Origin of the sequence: Streptomyces sp. NBC_00322 (assembly GCF_036147535.1) — a bacterium.
Lineage (GTDB): Bacteria > Actinomycetota > Actinomycetes > Streptomycetales > Streptomycetaceae > Streptomyces.
Genome location: NZ_CP108019.1, coordinates 1,561,458 through 1,578,852 on the forward strand (window position 1 = coordinate 1,561,458; position 17,395 = coordinate 1,578,852).

General features: G+C 70.2%; 21 protein-coding genes. 11 read left to right on the forward strand and 10 right to left on the reverse strand.

Going from position 1 to position 17,395, the window contains the following annotated elements; genetic code table 11:
• Positions 1-82 precede the first annotated feature (82 nt).
• Positions 83-745 carry a TIGR04282 family arsenosugar biosynthesis glycosyltransferase gene (locus tag OG905_RS07045; RefSeq protein ID WP_328682088.1) on the forward strand — a complete coding sequence of 221 codons (663 nt, stop codon included), beginning with the start codon at positions 83-85 and terminating at the stop codon, positions 743-745.
• On the forward strand, positions 742-1,401 hold the full coding sequence (locus OG905_RS07050; RefSeq protein WP_328666769.1) for a class I SAM-dependent methyltransferase: 660 nt from the start codon (positions 742-744) through the stop codon (positions 1,399-1,401). The genes OG905_RS07045 and OG905_RS07050 overlap by 4 nt, the downstream gene beginning before the upstream one ends.
• A 4-nt stretch (positions 1,402-1,405) precedes the next feature.
• Here the strand turns inward: OG905_RS07050 and OG905_RS07055 are convergent, their stop codons facing one another.
• The 3 genes from OG905_RS07055 to OG905_RS07065 form a co-directional block, all read right to left on the reverse strand.
• A complete protein-coding gene (locus OG905_RS07055) occupies positions 1,406-1,939 on the reverse strand; it encodes a hypothetical protein (RefSeq protein ID WP_328666771.1) in 534 nt (177 codons plus the stop codon).
• A gap of 99 nt (positions 1,940-2,038) precedes the next feature.
• Positions 2,039-2,428, reverse strand: a complete 390-nt coding sequence (locus tag OG905_RS07060) for a hypothetical protein (RefSeq protein WP_266483345.1) — start codon at positions 2,426-2,428, stop codon at positions 2,039-2,041.
• On the reverse strand, positions 2,428-3,588 hold the full coding sequence (locus OG905_RS07065; protein WP_328666773.1) for a molybdopterin-dependent oxidoreductase: 1,161 nt from the start codon (positions 3,586-3,588) through the stop codon (positions 2,428-2,430). The genes OG905_RS07060 and OG905_RS07065 overlap by 1 nt, the downstream gene beginning before the upstream one ends.
• Before the next feature lie 114 nt (positions 3,589-3,702).
• On the opposite strand from OG905_RS07065, the gene OG905_RS07070 reads away from it, so the two are divergent.
• The gene (locus OG905_RS07070) at positions 3,703-5,115 is read left to right on the forward strand and encodes a glycosyltransferase family 87 protein (protein WP_328666774.1); all 1,413 of its coding nucleotides are present in this window, start codon (positions 3,703-3,705) and stop codon (positions 5,113-5,115) included.
• 32 nt (positions 5,116-5,147) lie between these two features.
• On the opposite strand, the gene OG905_RS07075 is transcribed toward OG905_RS07070, so the two are convergent.
• Both OG905_RS07075 and OG905_RS07080 read right to left on the reverse strand, forming a co-directional pair.
• Positions 5,148-5,492, reverse strand: a complete 345-nt coding sequence (locus OG905_RS07075; RefSeq protein ID WP_328666775.1) for a hypothetical protein — start codon at positions 5,490-5,492, stop codon at positions 5,148-5,150.
• A 57-nt stretch (positions 5,493-5,549) separates the two neighbouring features.
• Complete coding sequence (locus OG905_RS07080; protein WP_328666776.1) at positions 5,550-6,020, reverse strand: hypothetical protein; 471 nt, start codon at positions 6,018-6,020, stop codon at positions 5,550-5,552.
• A gap of 187 nt (positions 6,021-6,207) precedes the next feature.
• Between OG905_RS07080 and OG905_RS07085 the strand changes: the two genes are divergently transcribed.
• Complete coding sequence (locus OG905_RS07085; protein ID WP_328666777.1) at positions 6,208-8,115, forward strand: M64 family metallopeptidase; 1,908 nt, start codon at positions 6,208-6,210, stop codon at positions 8,113-8,115.
• A gap of 28 nt (positions 8,116-8,143) precedes the next feature.
• On the opposite strand, the gene OG905_RS07090 is transcribed toward OG905_RS07085, so the two are convergent.
• Both OG905_RS07090 and OG905_RS07095 read right to left on the reverse strand, forming a co-directional pair.
• Positions 8,144-8,383 (reverse strand): DUF397 domain-containing protein, encoded by a 240-nt coding sequence (locus OG905_RS07090; RefSeq protein ID WP_266483335.1) that lies wholly within the window; start codon positions 8,381-8,383, stop codon positions 8,144-8,146.
• Positions 8,383-9,243 carry a helix-turn-helix domain-containing protein gene (locus OG905_RS07095; protein ID WP_328666778.1) on the reverse strand — a complete coding sequence of 287 codons (861 nt, stop codon included), beginning with the start codon at positions 9,241-9,243 and terminating at the stop codon, positions 8,383-8,385. Before OG905_RS07095 ends, OG905_RS07090 begins: the two co-directional genes overlap by 1 nt.
• Positions 9,244-9,367: 124 nt before the next feature.
• Between OG905_RS07095 and OG905_RS07100 the strand changes: the two genes are divergently transcribed.
• From OG905_RS07100 to OG905_RS07110, 3 genes are all read left to right on the forward strand, one after another.
• Positions 9,368-9,889, forward strand: coding sequence for an ATP-binding protein (locus OG905_RS07100; RefSeq protein ID WP_328666779.1), 522 nt, complete (start codon positions 9,368-9,370; stop codon positions 9,887-9,889).
• Positions 9,883-10,326: a hypothetical protein gene (locus OG905_RS07105; RefSeq protein ID WP_328666781.1), complete on the forward strand. Its 444-nt coding sequence runs from the start codon at positions 9,883-9,885 to the stop codon at positions 10,324-10,326. The genes OG905_RS07100 and OG905_RS07105 overlap by 7 nt, the downstream gene beginning before the upstream one ends.
• Before the next feature lie 72 nt (positions 10,327-10,398).
• Positions 10,399-10,692, forward strand: a complete 294-nt coding sequence (locus tag OG905_RS07110; protein ID WP_328666783.1) for a hypothetical protein — start codon at positions 10,399-10,401, stop codon at positions 10,690-10,692.
• A 9-nt stretch (positions 10,693-10,701) separates the two neighbouring features.
• Here OG905_RS07110 and OG905_RS07115 read toward each other — a convergent pair whose 3' ends face one another.
• The 3 genes from OG905_RS07115 to OG905_RS07125 all read right to left on the reverse strand — a co-directional run bounded on the left by OG905_RS07115 (position 10,702) and on the right by OG905_RS07125 (position 14,536).
• Positions 10,702-12,831 carry an NACHT domain-containing protein gene (locus OG905_RS07115; RefSeq protein WP_328666785.1) on the reverse strand — a complete coding sequence of 710 codons (2,130 nt, stop codon included), beginning with the start codon at positions 12,829-12,831 and terminating at the stop codon, positions 10,702-10,704.
• Complete coding sequence (locus tag OG905_RS07120) at positions 12,828-13,169, reverse strand: hypothetical protein (protein ID WP_328666786.1); 342 nt, start codon at positions 13,167-13,169, stop codon at positions 12,828-12,830. The genes OG905_RS07115 and OG905_RS07120 overlap by 4 nt, the downstream gene beginning before the upstream one ends.
• A 245-nt stretch (positions 13,170-13,414) precedes the next feature.
• The gene (locus OG905_RS07125; RefSeq protein ID WP_328666788.1) at positions 13,415-14,536 is read right to left on the reverse strand and encodes a helix-turn-helix domain-containing protein; all 1,122 of its coding nucleotides are present in this window, start codon (positions 14,534-14,536) and stop codon (positions 13,415-13,417) included.
• 193 nt (positions 14,537-14,729) lie between these two features.
• Here OG905_RS07125 and OG905_RS07130 point away from each other — a divergent pair, with 193 nt between their 5' ends.
• The 4 genes from OG905_RS07130 to OG905_RS07145 are packed head-to-tail and all read left to right on the forward strand — an operon-like array spanning position 14,730 to position 17,347.
• A complete protein-coding gene (locus OG905_RS07130; protein WP_328666790.1) occupies positions 14,730-15,362 on the forward strand; it encodes a helix-turn-helix transcriptional regulator in 633 nt (210 codons plus the stop codon).
• 45 nt (positions 15,363-15,407) lie between these two features.
• Positions 15,408-15,941 carry a toxin-antitoxin system, toxin component gene (locus OG905_RS07135; protein WP_266484453.1) on the forward strand — a complete coding sequence of 178 codons (534 nt, stop codon included), beginning with the start codon at positions 15,408-15,410 and terminating at the stop codon, positions 15,939-15,941.
• A 3-nt stretch (positions 15,942-15,944) separates the two neighbouring features.
• Positions 15,945-16,100 carry a hypothetical protein gene (locus OG905_RS07140; RefSeq protein ID WP_328666792.1) on the forward strand — a complete coding sequence of 52 codons (156 nt, stop codon included), beginning with the start codon at positions 15,945-15,947 and terminating at the stop codon, positions 16,098-16,100.
• A complete protein-coding gene (locus OG905_RS07145) occupies positions 16,097-17,347 on the forward strand; it encodes an ROK family protein (protein ID WP_328666794.1) in 1,251 nt (416 codons plus the stop codon). Before OG905_RS07140 ends, OG905_RS07145 begins: the two co-directional genes overlap by 4 nt.
• Positions 17,348-17,395: the final 48 nt, after the last annotated feature.

Consider the following 17,395-nt stretch of genomic DNA (forward strand, 5'->3'; position numbering starts at 1 on the left):
CACGGTTACCGCGGACACCACGGGCGACCGTGACCGGGGTGCGCAGCACGGCACCGGGCTGCCCGGGCCGTCCGACGGCCCGGTGACCGCGCCCCACACGTCCCCCGCCCGGGAGGAGCGGCCCGGCACGCTGCTCGTCATCGCCAAGGCCCCCGTACCCGGGCGGGTCAAGACCCGGCTCTGTCCCGCGTACTCCCCCGACGAGGCGGCCCGGCTCGCCGAGGCCTCGCTCGCCGACACCCTGGATGTCGTGCTGGCCACTCCCGCACGCCGCCGGGTTCTGGTGCTCGACGGAGCACCCGGCGACTGGCTGCCCGTCGGTTTCGAGGTCGTGCCGCAGTGTCCGGGCGGACTCGACGAACGGCTGGCGCACGCCTTCGGGCTCTGCGAGGGGCCCGCGCTGCTCGTCGGCATGGACACACCGCAGCTCACCGTCGAACTCCTCAGCACCGGACTGGAGTTGAGCGAGGGTGAGGCAACCTTCGGTCCGGCCGACGACGGCGGATTCTGGGCGCTGGGCCTGGCCGAGCCGGATCCCTCGCTGCTGCGAGGCGTGCCGATGTCCGTGCCGGAGACCGGCGCGATACAGCGGCACCGGCTCCTGCGTGCCGGTCTCGCGGTGCGTCAACTGCCCGTGCTGCGGGATGTGGACACAGCGGACGATGCCCGTCTGGTCGCGGCCCAGGCTCCGCACGGCCGGTTCGCCGCGGCGATGGCCGCGCTCGCCAGGGCCGGGGCGCGATGACCGCGCCCGCCTGGCAGGCCGATCCGTACACCGACGCCCTGCGCACGGGCCGGGGCCCGCTGTTTCTGCGCCGCCCCGACGGCTGGCTGCTCCCCCTGGAGGTCGAGCGGTGGTGCGCCGATCCGGACGACGCCGATCTGACTGTGCTGGAGCGCTGCCGGGGTCCGGTGCTCGACATCGGCTGCGGGCCCGGCCGTCTGGTCGCGGCGATGGCCGCGCTGGGGCAGCCGACGCTCGGCATCGACGTCAGCCCCGAGGCGGTGGCCCGCACGCTGCGGCTCGGCGGAAGTGCGCTGCACCGTTCGGTCTTCGATCCGCTTCCCCTTGAGGGGAGTTGGGGCACCGCTCTGCTCATGGACGGCAATATCGGCATCGGCGGAGACCCCTGGGTGCTGCTCTCCCGGGTGGCGGATCTGGTCGCCCATGACGGCGTGCTGCTGGCCGAGACCGCGCCGCACGATGTCGACGAGCGCGTGCAGGTGCGGGTCTATGACGGCAGTGCGCAGGGCTCGGCGTTCCCCTGGGCCCGGGTGGGCACACCGGCGCTCCTCGACTACGCGGAATCGGCGGGCTGGGCTGCGGACCGGGCGGAGCTCTGGACGGTGGCCGGGCGCGCGTTCGTGGCGCTGCGCCGCGCAGAGCAATTGGGCCGATGAAGCCTCAGACGCCGACGCGGATTGATGTGAGACGGGGTGTCGTGAAGACCGGCGGCTGGCCCGCGGGGACCGGCTGTTCCGGCTGGTCCACGGCCCCCTGCCACAGCAGCACTCGGTGCCGGCGCTCCCAGCGGGCCGCCCGTTCGGCCCGCATCAGCGGGTCCACCGCCCAGACGAGGTTGAACGTCACGACCAGCGGTTCGTAGACGGCCAGTGCCGTGCCCAGCGGGAGCCAGAGGGCAAGCCTCATTACGTAGGTCCTGATCAGCCACAACCGGACCTGTGCCGGGGCGGACAGCGCCCTGGCCGGGTCCGCGATCGGGACTGCGGCCCGGAACAGCGGGAGGTCGCCCTCCTTCAGCAGACCGCTCGTGGAGACGACCCCCCAGAAGACGCCCCAGGCCGCAATCGCCGCGGCGAACCACCAACCGGGCAGTCTGACGGGGCCGTTCACCGCGACGCCGACCGTCGCGGCGATCAGCCCCGAGACCCCTATCACCAGGGCGTACGCCAACTGTTTGTGTACGAACCTGACCATGACCGCGTCCCCCTTGTACCCCACGGACGGGCACTCGGTTTCACTATGCCCAGGCGGACACGGTCACCGACCGTCCGGGCCGATGCGTTCGCCAAGAGTTCAACGCCGCGGCACCCGCCGCCTGATCCACCGCGCCGCCAGCAGCACCCCCGTGAGCACCGCGACCGCCGCGAGCGCCAGCAGCCAGTTGCGTACGTAGTCCAGCGGCAGCACGGTCGGGTTCTTCGGCGTTCCCGGCCGCAGCAGGACCGGCAGGGCGACCACCGTCAGGCAGCCCGCCACGATCAGCGCGCCCCGGACCGTTCCGCGCGCCGGGACCGCCGCGAGGAGCAGGCCCACGCCGAGGACCAGCGGGGCGACGATCCCGTCGTGCAGGACGATCGCGCCCGCCAGCCACAGCGCCACGTCCTTCAGCTGTCCGCCCGTCAGCAGCAGTACCGCGCCGACGGTCATCAGGGCGAGGCCCAGCGCACCTGTCACGATCCGCATCAGATGACCTCCATCCGGGAGACCCACTTGGTCTGCAGCACGCCGGGCCGGTTCGGGGCGATGATCCGCGCCGGGAAGCCGTGGTCGAGCGAGAGCACCTGGCCGCCCAGGCGCAGGGCGAGCAGGCTGAGCGGATCGTCGGCGTAGTCGGCGCCCATCTCCATCACGCGGTAGGCGCCGCGCCGCTCCATCGACACGACCCGTACCGCCGTGCCGGGCCGGGCTCCGGCGCGCTCAAGCAGGTCCCGTACGCGGACGCCGGTCCACTCGGCCGACTTGCTCCAGCCCTCCACGCAGGCGATCGGAAGAGTGACGGTTGTCTGGGGCAGCGCCCCGAGTTCGTCGAGGGTGAGTTCGTAACTGCGCTTGCCGACCACGGTCAGCCGCCAGTCGGCGACGGTCAGGGCCGTCACCCCCGCGGTGGATGCCAGGCGGTTGACGGGCAGCCCCTGCGTGCCGTGGTCGGGATGTCTCGGCGCGAGCAGGTCGAAGCGCCCCAGAGGAGTGAAGGACTGGCCGACGGTCGTCAGCGTGACCGCGCCGACCGCCGCCGCGATGCCCCTCAGCAGGGAGCGCCGGTCGGGCCCCTCCGCCACCGGCAGTTCGAGCGTGCCCGGTGAGCGGCTGGTCCAATGCGCTCTGATCTCCGGGTACTTGACCGCGATGTGCAGGATCAGCGCGCCGAACAGCAGCCATGCCACGGCGAAGTGGACCGGGACGAAGGAGAACGGCCACGGGTACCACTGGACGGTGTTGAGCAGTCCGGTGAACAGCTCGAAGACGCCCGCGGCGACCAGGACCGCCACCGAAAGACGCTCCAGCGCATGGCGCACCGACGTCAGCGCGGGCCACACGAACAGCCGGGGATACACGGCCCACAGCTTGGCGAACAGCAGCGGGATCGCCGCGATGCCGCTCGCCACATGCAGCCCCTGCGTCACCCGGTAGCCCCAGGACGGACGGCTCGGCAGGACGTTCACGAGATAGTCCGGCGGGTGCTGGAGGTAGTGGCTGATCACGCCGGTCACAAAGCACACGGCGATCGCCAGGCCCAGCCAGCGGCCGATCGAGGTTGCCGTGCGGGCATCGTGCAGCTTGCCCGAGAAGGACGGCAAGGGGGGCGCGGACAGTCTGGGCAGTCGGGGCGGCTTGATCTTCATGTCTTCCATGAGACCCCCACCAGGGCGCCCGTGGGGCGGCGTGACACCTTACGGAATGCGGACATCAGGAGGTGGCGCGGCGTCCGGCTCCCTTCCCGGTGTCAGGCTGAGGCTGTGATCAACCCGCGTACGCTCACCGCCGGCGTCCTCCTGGCGGCCCTGACGGCCGCACTCGCGCTGACCGTCCTCAAGGACGGCTATTTCACCGACTCCATCGGTCTTTCCTGGTGGTACGCCGCCTGCTGGGCGCTGTTCGCCGCGGCGGTCTTCGCGGTGCGCAAGGCGCCGGTGCGCCAGGCCGTGGTCCTGGTGATCGCCGGCGGTGTCGCGGTCGCCGCGACCGGGCTGCTGGCTCCCCCGCGCACCAGTACGGACTCGTACCGCTATGCCTGGGACGGCAGGGTGCAGGCGGCAGGCATCTCGCCGTACGACCACGCCCCGGCCGATCCCGCGCTGGGCGGCCTGCGTGACGACTGGCTGTTCCCGAGCGGGGCCGCGTGCGCCGGGCCGGACCTGGTACGCATCGGCGGGCCGGAAGGCGAGGTGCATTGCACACGGATCAACCGGCCGCAGGTGCACACCATCTACCCGCCGGTGGCGGAGGGGTACTTCCTGCTCGTCGACTCCCTCGCGCCGGACGGTTCACGGCACAAGGCACTGCAGACCGGCGGTGTGGCGCTGTCGCTGGGCACCACGGCGGCGCTGCTGCTCGTCCTGCGCAGGCGCGGCGACCCCCGCAGTGCGGCGTACTGGGCGTGGTGCCCGATCGTGCCCATCGAAGCGGTGAACAACGCGCATGCCGATGTGCTCGGGGCGCTGCTGACCGTGGTGGGCCTGGGAGTACTGATGCGGCGCCGCATCGCGGGCGGGGCACTGCTCGGCGCAGCGATCGTGACCAAGCTGCTGCCGGCCGTGGTGCTGCCGGGCGCCCTGTCCGGGGTGCGGCGGGTCCGGGACGCGGCTGCGGTCCTGCTGCCCGCGGCCAGTGTGGTCGCGCTGACGTATCTGCCGTACGTCCTGGCCTCCAACAGCTCGGTGCTCGGCTATCTCAGCGGCTATACGGAGGAGGAGGGCTACGACGATCCCTCGGCCCGCAACCGCTACGCCCTGCTGCGGCTTGTGCTGCCGGACGACTGGGCGCTGCCCGCCGTGATCGTGGCGATGCTGGCGGTCACCGCCCACGTCCTGCTGCGTGGCGATCCCGAACGCCCGTGGAGCGGCGCCCTGCTGGTCACCGGATGGGCCTTCCTGCTGCTGACTCCGGGCTACTCCTGGTACGCGCTGCTGCTGGCCGCGCTGGTGGCGCTGGACGGACGGTGGGAGTGGCTCGCGGTCGCGGTCGCGGGCGCGGCCAAGTACGTCACCGTGAGGTCGGACGCCGACCCGCAGAGCATGGGGACCTGGGTGTACGCGGTCGCAGCCGGTGTGGTGCTCACCGGCTACGTACTGCGCCGTCGTGGGCAGCGGCGCCCGGCGCCGCGCGGCGGCCACGACCGGCAGGTCGGCAGTCTCACCACAGGCGCCTGAGGTACTTGGCCACGTCGAGGAGCAGCGGCGACTCAGGGCAGCCGGCGCCCCATCTTCGCCGACCGCCGATCGTGCTCCTTGGTGTCCCACCACTCTTCCAGCAGGGCATGGACCAGATGCACGAGTTGCCTGAGGCGATCCGGATCCGGGGCGGTGGAGGTGAACACATCCGCAAAGGACTTGTCGTCCCACGGCAGCGTGAACACCCAACGCTCGTCCTGGTGACCTCGGCCCACCGCGGTGAGCCAGTACGTCAACGTCACACTGCGGTCCGCGTGATGATCGACCGACAGATCGGAGATGTGGAAGGTGATCTGCCCGTCACCTGTGGTGTATGAGCGCGCCAGAGCACGCTCAGCCGGAGTCTGTGCCGGCATGCACACCACCCGCCCTTTCGCCTCACCCAGTGGGGAACAGGCTCCCGCACATCGCCGCTAACACTTGGCAGCGGCGCGAGTGGTGACCTTGTACGCGGTGAGGAGATCGTTGGTACCGGCCGGGGTGCCGATGATGGTGCGGAACTTTTCAATGCTGGGGCACGTGTTGGTGTAGGTGGAGTAGCCGCCGCGACCGTTGGGACGCCCGGACCAGATGGCGGCGCTGATCTTCCTGTCCATCGTGCTGTTCCAGCCATGACGCGCCTTGATGTGCTTCCAGCCCCACGTCGAGGTACCGCAGCGCAGTGTGTACTTACCCGGACCCCGGTAGTACGTGCGAACGATGTACGTGCGGCTGTGACTCCTGCACGTGGCGTCGATGCTGTCCGCGACGACCTCGGCGGACGAAGAGGTCGCAGCGGGCGAAGAGGTCGCGGCGGTCGCAGGACTCGCCGCTGGGATCACCAGAGCCGATGTGGCGACGGCGGTTGCCAGTGCTGCGATGGTACGAGTTGCGTTGAGACGCACGAGATTTCCCCCTTTGACGTGTGCCCCGTGGTCAGCGGGGCACGGCGTCGTGGACCTCCTTCCCGAGATCCACGGAGCACCAGACCACCACGCCCTGCTCTACGGGGTCAAGGGAGTTCGGCATGAGCCCAGTGGCCAACTCTGGTGTCTTTACGGCCCGTTGGGCACCGCCCTACGCTCCGGCCCCATGACCTCACCCGGTACACGTTTACGAAGAGCGGCCGCACTCGCCACCGCGGGCGCGCTGCTCGCCGGCGGACTGCTGGCCGCCACGCCATCGGCGGCGGCCGACAGCCCCGTCACCGAAGCCGCCACGGTGGTGGTGCCCATACAGACCACCGGCCCCGCGGACAAGCGCTTCAACATCATCGTTCTCGGCGACGGCTACACCGCCGCCGAGCTCCCCAAGTTCCGCGCCGACGTCGACAAGCACCTCAATGTGCTCTGGTCCACCGAGCCCTTCGCCTCGTACCGCTCCTACGTCAACGTCTGGGCCGTGGAGGTCCCTTCGGCCGAGTCCGGCGTGGACTGCGACCCGGGTCTGGACGCGCCGCGCCGCAACACCGCGCTCGGCATGGGCTTCTGGGGCGGCTGCAACCCCGACAGCGTGCAGCGCCTGCTGACCGTCGACAACTCATCGGCGTCCGCCCTCGCCGATCTCGTCCCGGGGTCGGCGAGCGCCAACCGGCAGATCGTGGCGCTCGCCAACAGCGAGACCTACGGCGGCGCGGGCGGCACCTTCGCCACCGCCTCCGGCGGCAACGCGCTCTCCTCGCTGATCACCCCGCACGAGATCGGCCACTCGCTGGGCAATCTCCAGGACGAGTACGACTACTACGCGCGAGGCGTCCCCGGAGCGGCGTACGAAGGCGGTGAACCGTCGTCCGCCCACCACACCCTGCTCACCGAGGAGCAGATGAAGCAGCAGCGGGCCAAGTGGTGGCGCTGGCTGGGCGAGAAGAGCGAATCGGGCGGGGTCATCGGCCGGTTCGAGGGCGGGATGTACAGCACCAAGGGCGTCTGGCGGCCCAGCAAGCACTCAATCATGAAGACCCTCGGGTACGCCTTCGACCAGGTCGGGCGCGAGGTGATGACCCAGAAGATCTCCGCCAAGGTCAGTCTCGTCCAGGACCACACCCCGAACAGCGCCCCGATCGGCGACGACCGGACGGTGTGGCTGGACACCCTGCATCCGGTGGGCGGTGAGCTCGATGTCGTATGGCGGCTGGACGGGCGTGCGCTGCGTGCGGTCGGCGAGGCCCGGACGGTGGATCTGCGCAGGCTCCAACTCCCGTCCGGCATCCACTCCTTGACGGCCACCGTCAACGACCCGACGCCGTTCGTACGGGACCCCGCGATCCGCGCGTCCGCCGCGCTGACCCGCACGGTCTCCTGGAGGGTGGACACGGAGGTCACGACCCCGCGGGAGCCGGTCGCGGCCGCCTTCACCGGGCACACCGGCACCGCGGCCCCGGTGGGTTCGGCCTCGGTCGTGTACGCGGACACCACGCACCCCGCCGACCGGACCCACTCCGTGCGCTGGACGCTCGACGGGCGGACGGTGGCCAATCCGGGCAACGACCGCGATCTCGATCTGGGTGCGCTGCGACTGCGCCCCGGCACCCACAGCCTCACGGCTCGTATCGCGGGTACGAAGACCACGCTGACCTGGACGGTCGATGCGGCACCCGCGGCGGGGGCGTACACACTCTCCAAGCCGCTGCGCACCGTGCACCGGCCGGGCGAGCCCGTGGAGTACGTCTACGACGGCCCGTTCACGATGAAGCTGACAGCCGGCGACGACCAGGAGGGCTCGGTGGTCTCGCAGTTCCGGGTCGACGGCGACGGCTGGCAGACCTACTACGGCTGGCCGACGGACGCGGACGCGCCGTACCGCTTCACCCCGGGCGGCACGGTCATCGACAATCTCGTCTACGGCAAGCTCGGCCGTACGCGCGCGGTGCCGTGGGACGACGCCACACCCGACTACGGGACCCACACGATCGAGTACCGCACCATCGACGCGGCAGGCAATGTCTCGCCGCCGAAGGCGTTCCTCGCGACGCTGCTCCCGCCGGGGGCCGCGAAGGGCTGAGCCGACACCCGCGCCGGCGGCCGAGCCGTCAGGTGAGCAGGAAGTCCGCCTTCCCGGACTTGGCACCCTGGATGAACGCCTCCATTTCGTTGGAGGTGTAGATGAGGGCGGGGCCGTCCGGGTCGGCGGACTGACGCACCGCGACCCGGCCGTCGGCCAGCTTCATCGTCTCGAAGCAGTTGCCGCCGTTGCCGCCGCTCCACGGCTTGTGCCAGCCCTCTTCGCCCAGTTCGGCCGCCGGCATCCCGTTGTATATGTGGTGATTCATTACAACTCCTTGCGGAGACCCCTGAGAATCTCCTTCGTGCGTTGCGCAGTCGCGGCCTGAGCCGCCATGCGGTCCAGAACCTCCAGATGCGAGGCGACCTCGGGGCGCGCGTCCAGGTAGACGGCGCCGGTGAGGTACTCGCTGTAGACCATGTCCGGGAGCTCGGGGACAGCGAACCGGAAGAGGACGAACGGCCCGTAGGTGCCGGGGTGATGTCCGGTCGCGAACTCCGCGATCTGCAGGGTGACATGAGGCAGCCGGGCCCATTCGAGCAGCTTGTCGATCTGTGCTCGCATGACGCCGGGGCCACCGACGGGCCGGCGGAAGACCGTCTCGTCCATGATCACCCAGAACTTGGGTGCGTCGGGTCGGGTGAGCAGAGCCTGGCGTTCCATCCGCAGCGCCACATGGCGCTCGATGTCGGCCGGGTCGGTCTGCCCGACGGCTCCGCCGAGCATGATCGCCCGGGCGTAGTCCTCCGTCTGCAGCAGACCCGGCACGTAGTGCGGCTCGTAGGTCCGGATGAGGGCGGCGGCACCCTCCAGACTCACGTACATGCTGAACCAGCCGGGCAGAACGTCGTGAAAGCGCTGCCACCAGCCGGGCTTATTGGCCTCCTCGGCGAGCTCGATGAAACCCCGGGCCTCGTCGTCAGTGATCCCGTAGGCGTTCAGCAGCAGCTGGACATAAGGGATCTTCAGCGCGACCTCGGCGGTTTCCATCCGGCGGATGGTGCCTGCGGCCACGCGAAGGACCTTTGCCGCTTCCTCGCGCCTGAGTCCGGCCCGCTCCCGCAGATCCTGCAAGCGCTTGCCGAGAACGACCTGGCCCACCGTGGGGGCGGACCGCGGTTCACTCACTTCGAGACCTCCCCACGTGCTGTTGCGTGCAGTGTGCCACGCTCCCGCAAGGATGAATATGCCCACTCTGAATTTTTCAAAGTGGGCCTTGCCAAGCTGACCATTGCGGCGGGAGAGTGGTCGGGTGAACCGTGACGCGCTCACCGCCCCGCTCCTGGACCAGTGCTCGGGGGCCGACCACCACCGATACAGCTTCGAGCTTCCGGCGCGCGTCGAATTCGTCGCGAGAGCGCGAAGACTCGCGCGCGAGCGGCTGCACTTCTGGGGCATAGGCGGAGACGTTCACGACACGGCGATGCTCGTCGTGTCCGAACTGGTGACCAACGCGGTCGTGCACACCGACGGCCATCTGGTGGCCTGCGAACTTCTCAACGGCGCCGAGCGCCTGCGTATCACCGTGCAGGACCAGGGGTCGTCCCCCGATGGCCCGCACGTGTGCCACACCCTCGAAGAGGAACGCGGGCGCGGCCTTCTGCTGGTCGAGGCCGTCAGCAGCGCCTGGGGGGCGTACGACTCGCAGCACGGCCCCGGCCGTCTCGTCTGGGCGGAACTGCCGCACGCCCGCACGTCCGGGGAGAGCGGCATTCCGCACGCCCGCACTCCCCACGAGTCCGGCATTCCGCACGATCCGCAGAGGCCATGCTGAAAAGCCTGGCGACGCTCCTCTTCTTCCGGAGCTTCTCCCGGAGCGCCCGCCGCGGCACCGTCCGCACCGAGACCCCGTTGACCCGGCTCGACCTTCCGCCCACGCTCTCGGCCCATCTGGGCTGTGACGCCGTGGGCTTTCCCGCGCGCCACGGCTTCCGACTACTGGGCGGACTGCCGCGCTACGGCTGCGTCTTCGCCGACACCGACTGGTGGTGGTGGATCGTGCCGGCCGGCTCGGACCTGGAGCTGACCTGGCCGCTGCCGTCGCACTACGCCCGCGGGGCGTACGTACCTGCGGTGAATCCCCGGCTGATCCGCCGACCCGACGACACCAGCCCCTACACTCCGCCGATCCCGCTCTATCTGATGGCCTGCCAGCTCACCGGAACCGCTCCCCTGTGGACCGCCGGTGTGGGCGGGGCGCGCAGCGCCTGAGCCGACGCAGCGGCGCACGGGAGATCAGCCCCGGCAGCCCGAACGCCCCCGGGACCGCATAGGCTTCGATGCATGTCAGAAGCCAATTCGAGCCCGGAGCGGCAGGGGCTCACACCACGTCAGGCACGTCATGTACGCATAGCTCTCTCCGCGATCATCATGATCGCCGTGGGTGTCACGCTCGTGCTGCGGCTCGGCAGCACCCACTCGGTGCTGACCATGGGCTTCTACGGCATCGCGCTGATCCTCTCGGGCAGCGCGCTGGTGCTCAGCCGCCAGGGGCGTACGCGGGTGGCCACGGCGGTGCTGGGGGTCGGGGTCGCGGTGGCCGTCGTGTCGGAGTGGGCCGTGGCGTCGATGCGCTGAGCTTGATCCTTACTGTTCGTGCTGCTCGTAGACCTCGGCCAGGCGATCCCTCAGCCGCGCGTGGCGGAACTGGTAGACCGCGCCGACCTGGCGCAGCACGCCTCGCTGGTAGGCGTCGTCCAGGAAGGCGTTCACCGCCCACGGGAGCCGCCCTGTCAGGGGTAGCCAGACACGGACCAGGACCACCCACCGGCCCCAAGCGGTCAACGTGCCGAGCCCGAGCCCGACTACGAGCCCGCTCGCGAGCCCGCTCGTGACCCCGAGTGCGAACCCGTTCACGAGCGCGACGACGATCCCGAACCCGAGCCCGAGCGCCAGCCCGACCGCGAGCACTTGGGCGAGCACCGTCGTGCGGTTCGTGTGCAACAGGTCCGACGGGCTGACCGAGGATTTCGTCTCGATGACTGCCTCAAGCCCGGCCACGAGCGCGAGTATGAGCCCGACCGAGAGTCCGAGCGCGAGCCCGGACACGAGCCACTTCCCGAACTCCAAGGCGATCACGGTCCAGGGGAAATCCAGGAGACCCGCATAGACCGCCATTCCGAGCCCGAACACGACCCCGAAGACCAGCCCGCCCGCGAGTCCGCCCCGAATTCTGGGGAGGAAACTCTCCTTCACTCTCTTCGCCCCGCCGCGGATCTGTATGTGCATGCGCGACGGTTCAAATGCGCCGCCGACCTTGAGCTTTGACCCGAATCCGTGCATGAGCCCGAAGGTCAGCCCGATCCCCAGCACGTTCAGAAGCACGCTGACGGATGCCACTCTGGGCTCGGTCGTGAGCCCGAAGACGAGTCCGAGCATGGTCCCTGACACGAGCCCGCTCGTGACCCCTGAGACGAGCATGCGCGAAGAGAGGCTCATGGCGGTTCCCAGTCGCCACCATTCGATGTCGTGTGTGTCGAGTTTCTTCAGGTGTGTGGCGAGGTAGCCAAGCCAGTGGCGGGCGCGTTCGGCGCGCCAGGGCCGGCGTTTCGCGGCGGGGCGTGTGCTGAGAAAGCGGTCGTAGGCGGTGGGGACGAAGTTGTCCAGGAGATGGTCTTCAAGGGCTCCTCGGGTGCTGAACTCCTCGATTTCCAGCAGCTTCACCGGATCGCGGCCGGATTTGTAGACAGTGTGGGCGAGTGTGACCATCAGGGGGGTGGTCAGCACAGCGGCCAGATTGGCGCAGGCCGGTTTGTCGGGGTGACGGCGCAGCTTGTTCAGGACGTACTCCCACCCGGTCGGGGTGGTGGTGTCCGTCGTGTCCGGGGCGGGCGTATTGGTGGCGTGCAGCAGGTAGTTGACGGAGTCGTCGAGGGTGAGGTCGGTCAGTTCGATACCGGCGAAGAGCGCGGTTGTTCCCACGGCGGCTTCGAGTTCGGCGCGGCGACTCGTCATCAGCAGCGGCACGGTGGTGGCCCTGAGGTCCAGCAGCGCGGCCTCGTGCAGGCCGTCGGCGATCTCGTCGAACCCGTCCAGGATCGCCAGCACACGGTCGGCACCGACCAGCGCGGCGGCCCACGTCGATCCGTCGGGGCCGGCCCCGGCCAGAAAGGGGTGGTCCCGCTCCAGCCGGTCGATCAGCCAGTCCCGCAGCGGAGTGGTGGTGGGATTCCACGATCCCAGACTGAAGATCACCGGTACCGGTGCTTCGCCGGTTGGAGTGCGAGCTTCCAGCCTGGCCCTTGCGAAACGCCGAACCAGGATGGTCTTCCCCGAGCCCGCCCGGCCCAGCACCATCAGTCTGCCGGGCTTTGTCCCCTCGTAGACAGCCGCGATCTTTTCCAGCGGACCGGTCAGGTCCAGCGGGAGAGGGGCCGCCGCCTCGGCCGAGACGTCGAGGATGCTGTTCCGGCGGCCGGTCAACATCGAAGGTGCCGGTCGACAGCGCACAGGCAGCGGGGCCGGATCCCACAACCGCTGCTGCTCCTCCTCACGCTTCAAGACGTCGCTGACCCTGTCCGCGAGCAGATTGGCCTTCCCGGCCAGCGAGTTCTCGGCGGGGCGCGCTGCGGGAAGGATGAGCACGTTGTTCGCGTTGTCGCCGGTGCTCACGATGCCGTGGTTGTCACCGTCCACCTTCACCGACCGGTCGCCGCCCGACTGGTCAGGCTTGTGCTCGGCGGGGTCCGGCTTCTGCAGACCGGGCCTGCCGCTCACTGGTGCAGGGTGTTCTTCGCACCGTCGCCGGTGGAAATGATCCCGGAGTTGTTTCCGGCGACGGCGACGCCGCGCTCGCCGTCGGCCTGGACGGCGGGACGCTCCGGCAGCAGCGCCGAGAGCTCATCGGCAAAGCCTGGGGAGTCCCTGAGCGCCTCCCGCAGCGCGATCCCCAACTCCTCGCGCCGCACCGCGGGCATGTCCCGGTCCGCGCCCGCGTCCGCGTCCGCCAGGCTGGTGTCGGTGGATCGAACGGGGTCGGCGTCGGCGTCGGCGCCGCGGCTCAGGACCCTGGCCAGCAGCCGCTGCCGGTCGAGCAGCGCATCGATCTCAGGCACAGGCGTTCCCCCTGTCGCGCAAGCGAATTCAGGTTTCATGCTAGTCACGCCGACACCTTCGGTCAGCGGTTCGGCCACGAAATTGATCCCAGGTCAGGTCCGCCGCCCGGACGGTTGCGATGATGGAAGATCCGGTGATCTTTCCCGACCTCGGAGAGGATGGCGATGAGCTGATGGCGGCCGTGCGGCGGGTCGTGTCGCCCAGCACGTACCCCTTTCCGGTGCGCGCAGGCGACGCCAGGGCTTCAGCCGCTGGAGACCGCTCGCAGGTGCGACTTGCCGCGCCGCACGTCGGGCGAGACGGCGGACCGTCCCTCGCGCATGACCAGCGTCAGCCGGGTGAATCCCCGGTCCTGCAGGGTCCCCGGGGTCTCGTCGACGATCCGGCACTCGGTCCGCCCCCACCGGGGATCGGGGTGATACAGCGGCCGTACGGCTCCGTCGTGATGCACGGCCGCCGCTCCCATGACAAGCATCCAGTGCGGCAGGCCGAAGCGGTAGGCGGCGTCCATGATCGGGTCGCCCGCGATGTCGCCACGAATGGCCTGAAGAACTCGGTCCTCCGGGTAACACTCCAGGGCCGCGTCGAGCTGCGCCAGTAAGGGAAGGCACCAGCTCGTCTCACGGTCGCCGAGCACCGCACCGGCGTCGGGGTGGAACAGTACGAACCTGAGGAAGTTGTCGCCGGGCATGGCTGTGGGGTGCGGCGCGATGCCGTGGAACAGTGCCGCGAAGGAGTGGTTGGCGTGTGCCACGTCCCAGCGCCGGTCGAGCAGCACCGAAGGCATCGGCACGGCGTCCATCATCGCGGCGTAGTCGTGCAGGTAGGCCCGGGTTTCGGGGTCCGGCGCCTCACCAGGGTCCGGCTCTCCCGGCGCCGCGGGCAGGGTGGGCAGCACGGGTGCGGTCACGGGCGCGAACGGGCGCATGGGCCCGGACGGGAAGGCCGGACCCGAGGGGCGTGCGGGTCCCAGCGGAGGCGCGGACAGGGACGCTGCCGCAGGCCTGTTGCCCGTGGCAGGCGGATCCCGGTCGACGGCGAGACGGAAGAGCCAGCCGCCCTGCTGGTCGCTCATCTCCAGGGCCTTGACCAGGGCACAGAGCCTGTCGTCGGTCCAGTCCTGGGCGGGGGTGCGCTCCCAGTTTCCGTACGCGCCGGTGCTGATCTCGAGCCGGGCGGCCACATCCTCCACGCTCAGCCCGAGCTCTTCCCGGCGCCGTCTGATGACATCGGTGACCCGCCTCGCCCGGACCGCGCCGCGGGCCGTGCCGGAGTGGCCTCGCCGCCCATGGGCGGGTCGTTCCACGCCTGCCTCATATGTCATCGAGAACGCCACCCTCTCGAAGTCCCGGTGCGGCAGGGCCATTTGGATCATCATCACCGCGTGGCGATCCTGCTACCCGCACACAGTCATGTCAACTATCGTGGCATTGACCGCCGCTGAGCGCTCAGATCGCGCCACAGCTGTGGCAAGGCATGGTTACACTTCCCTGGAACAGTTACTCTCCCGGCAGTCCCCTGTGTGCGGAGTGACCTCGCGTGATCTAGGAGACCTACTGGTGACAGACGGCTTCTTGGTTCCGGGCCCAACAATCGCAGGCCCCCTGACGGCGTCGATTTCCCGTCTGGCCGAACTCGCGGGCAAGCTCGGTGTGCCTTACAGCGAGGTCTTCGACGTACATCAGCTCTCCGAGGCCTCCGGCGTCCCCGCCGATGTGGTCGGGGACCTCCTCGACGGCCGGCCCGCCGGCGAACCCGATCTCCAGGCGCGCTTTCTGCAGCGCTTCGATCTGCTGCGTAGGACACGGCTCAAGCCCAACGGCCGCCGCTACACCCAGCAGGAGATCGCCGACGGCGCGGGCATGTCGCGGCAGCAGGCGGGGGCTCTCATCAACGGCGACCGCAGACCGACCATGGAGCACTGCGACGCCATCCAGCGCTTCTTCAAGGTCCACGCCGGATTCCTCACCGCCGAGGACGCCGACGCGCTCGACGGCGCCCTGCAGCGCACCGAGCAGACGCTGCTGCACGACTACGCCGGCGACAGCGACCCACTGGAGCGTCTGCTGCAGGACCATGGGGTACGGGGCATCGCCTGGCGCGCGGCCCAGCTCCCCACCGACAAGCACCGCGACAAGGTCACCGAATGGCTCGACATGCTCCTGGAGAGCGTCAAGCCGACGGAGTCCTGAAGTGAACCCTGCACCGACGGGAGAACGGTGAACAAAGGCAAAGAGATGCGGCGGTTGTGCGGCGAACTGATCGCCGGAATCGACCTGCCCGTCCCCGCGGAACCGACGGACCTCTACGCCACCCTGTGCGCCAGGATGAGCAGCCGACGCGGCCGGCCGGTCCAGTTCCGCATGGCCTCTTTCCCCCCGGGAACCGCGAGCGGGCTCTGGCTCGACATGGCGGACCAGGACCTCATCGTCATCGAGGAGCGCACCGCCCCCGACCATCAACTGGTCATCCTCGGCCACGAGTTGTGGCACATGCAGGCCGGTCACTGCAGCCACCACGTCGAAGGCGCGGCCGTCGCGGCACGACTGCTGAACGACGGAGCCGACCTGCAGGACACCGTCCTGAAGGTCGCGGCCCGTACGCACTTCGACGTCGCCGAGGAGAACGAGGCGGAGAGCTTCGGTCTGCTGCTGAGCTCCAAGTGCCGTTCACTGCTCACGAGTTCGCCCGCCCACGGTCCCCTGCCCGGTCTGGATGTCATCGAGGGCCGTATCGAGGCGTCGCTGGGATACCGAAAGCCGCAGGGCTGATGCGTGGAAGGCCTGGACTTCTGCATACCGGGCGCCGCGCCCACCGTCACGTTCGCCTGCCGACCGGGATTCAGCCGCAGCCCGCGTGACCCGCTGCTGCGCTCCGTGAGCGCACTGCGCCCGGTGGCAGAGCTCGAGACCGATCCGGCGGGCGCGTGAGTGGGAACGGCCCCGGGAACCATCCACCGCTGGAGCCCAAGGCCGACCGGGAAACGGTACGACGGCACAACCTCAGCCTGGTGCTGCGGGCGGTCCGCGACGCGGGCGAGGTGACCCGGGCCGGGGTCTCGGCGCGTGTGGGGCTGACCCGCGCGGCCATCTCCTCCCTGGTCGAGCAGCTGCTGGACAGCGGGTTCCTGACGGAGTCGGGCAAGACCTTCAGCGGTCAGGCGGGCCGTCCGGGCACGGTGCTGAAGGTGGCCCGTACCGGAGTCGCGGGCATCGGGGTCGAGATCAACGTCGACTATGTCGCGGTGTGCGTGGTCGACCTGGCGGGCACCGACCGGGTGCGGCTGGTCGAGCACATCGACAACAGCGGCGCGCCGCCCGAGCGGGTGCTGGACCGGGCGGCCGTGATCGCCGCCCGGGCGTTGGTGTCCGCGGCCGAGCAGGAACTGCACCCCGTCGGAGCCCAGTTGGCGCTGCCGGGCCTCGTCTCGGCCGGAACCGTCCGGTACGCGCCCAACCTCGGCTGGACACGCGTCGCGGCCGAGGGCCCTTTCGCCGAGGCGCTTGCCGCGCTGCGTCCCGCTCAGCCCGTCCTGCCGGTGCGGTCCGAGAACGAGGCCAATGTGGCGGCCCTGGCGGAGCTGTGGTTCGGGGGCCTCGGCGACGTACGCAGCTTCCTGTATCTGACGGGCGAGATCGGGGTCGGCGGCGCGCTGGTCCTGAACGGTGAACTGCTGCGCGGCGCGCACGGTTTCGCCGGTGAGATCGGCCATGTCGTGGTGTCCCCGGACGGCCCCGAATGCCGTTGCGGCTCGCGCGGCTGCCTGGAGCAGTACGCCGGCCAGTCGGCGCTGCTGCGGGCCGCGGGCCTCGACGAGCACAGCGGCGCACGGGGCGTGGCCGAGCTGGAACGCCGGGCTCGCGCGGGCGACGAGCGCGCGGTGTCGGCCCTCGGACGGGCCGGGCTGATGCTGGGCCGGGTGCTGTCCGGCGCGGTGAACCTCTTCGACCCGGACGCGGTGGTGCTCGGCGGGATCTATCCGCCACTGCTGCCGTGGCTGGCGCCGCCGGCCGACGGCGAGCTGTCGGCCCGGGTGGTCTCTCGTCTGTGGCCCGAGACCGCGGGCCGCCTGCGTGCCGCGTCCCCGGCGGCGGACGCGGCGCGGGGGGCGGCGGCGCTGGTGGTACGGGAGGTGCTGGGGGACCCGGTGCGGTACGCGGCGCGGGCGGCGGGCTGATCGGCGAGGCTGTGGTACGGGCCGCATGGTCAGCCCGTCCGGCGTTTG

What these genes read in the sequence shown, in the direction of transcription:
- OG905_RS07050 (WP_328666769.1), top strand. Translation starts at nt 742, where the DNA reads ATGACCGCGCCCGCCTGGCAGGCCGATCCGTACACCGACGCCCTGCGC.
- OG905_RS07055 (WP_328666771.1), bottom strand. Translation starts at nt 1,939, where the DNA reads ATGGTCAGGTTCGTACACAAACAGTTGGCGTACGCCCTGGTGATAGGG.
- OG905_RS07060 (WP_266483345.1), bottom strand. Translation starts at nt 2,428, where the DNA reads ATGCGGATCGTGACAGGTGCGCTGGGCCTCGCCCTGATGACCGTCGGC.
- OG905_RS07065 (WP_328666773.1), bottom strand. Translation starts at nt 3,588, where the DNA reads ATGAAGATCAAGCCGCCCCGACTGCCCAGACTGTCCGCGCCCCCCTTG.
- OG905_RS07075 (WP_328666775.1), bottom strand. Translation starts at nt 5,492, where the DNA reads ATGCCGGCACAGACTCCGGCTGAGCGTGCTCTGGCGCGCTCATACACC.
- OG905_RS07085 (WP_328666777.1), top strand. Translation starts at nt 6,208, where the DNA reads ATGACCTCACCCGGTACACGTTTACGAAGAGCGGCCGCACTCGCCACC.
- OG905_RS07090 (WP_266483335.1), bottom strand. Translation starts at nt 8,383, where the DNA reads ATGAATCACCACATATACAACGGGATGCCGGCGGCCGAACTGGGCGAA.
- OG905_RS07105 (WP_328666781.1), top strand. Translation starts at nt 9,883, where the DNA reads ATGCTGAAAAGCCTGGCGACGCTCCTCTTCTTCCGGAGCTTCTCCCGG.
- OG905_RS07110 (WP_328666783.1), top strand. Translation starts at nt 10,399, where the DNA reads ATGTCAGAAGCCAATTCGAGCCCGGAGCGGCAGGGGCTCACACCACGT.
- OG905_RS07125 (WP_328666788.1), bottom strand. Translation starts at nt 14,536, where the DNA reads ATGGCCCTGCCGCACCGGGACTTCGAGAGGGTGGCGTTCTCGATGACA.
- OG905_RS07135 (WP_266484453.1), top strand. Translation starts at nt 15,408, where the DNA reads ATGCGGCGGTTGTGCGGCGAACTGATCGCCGGAATCGACCTGCCCGTC.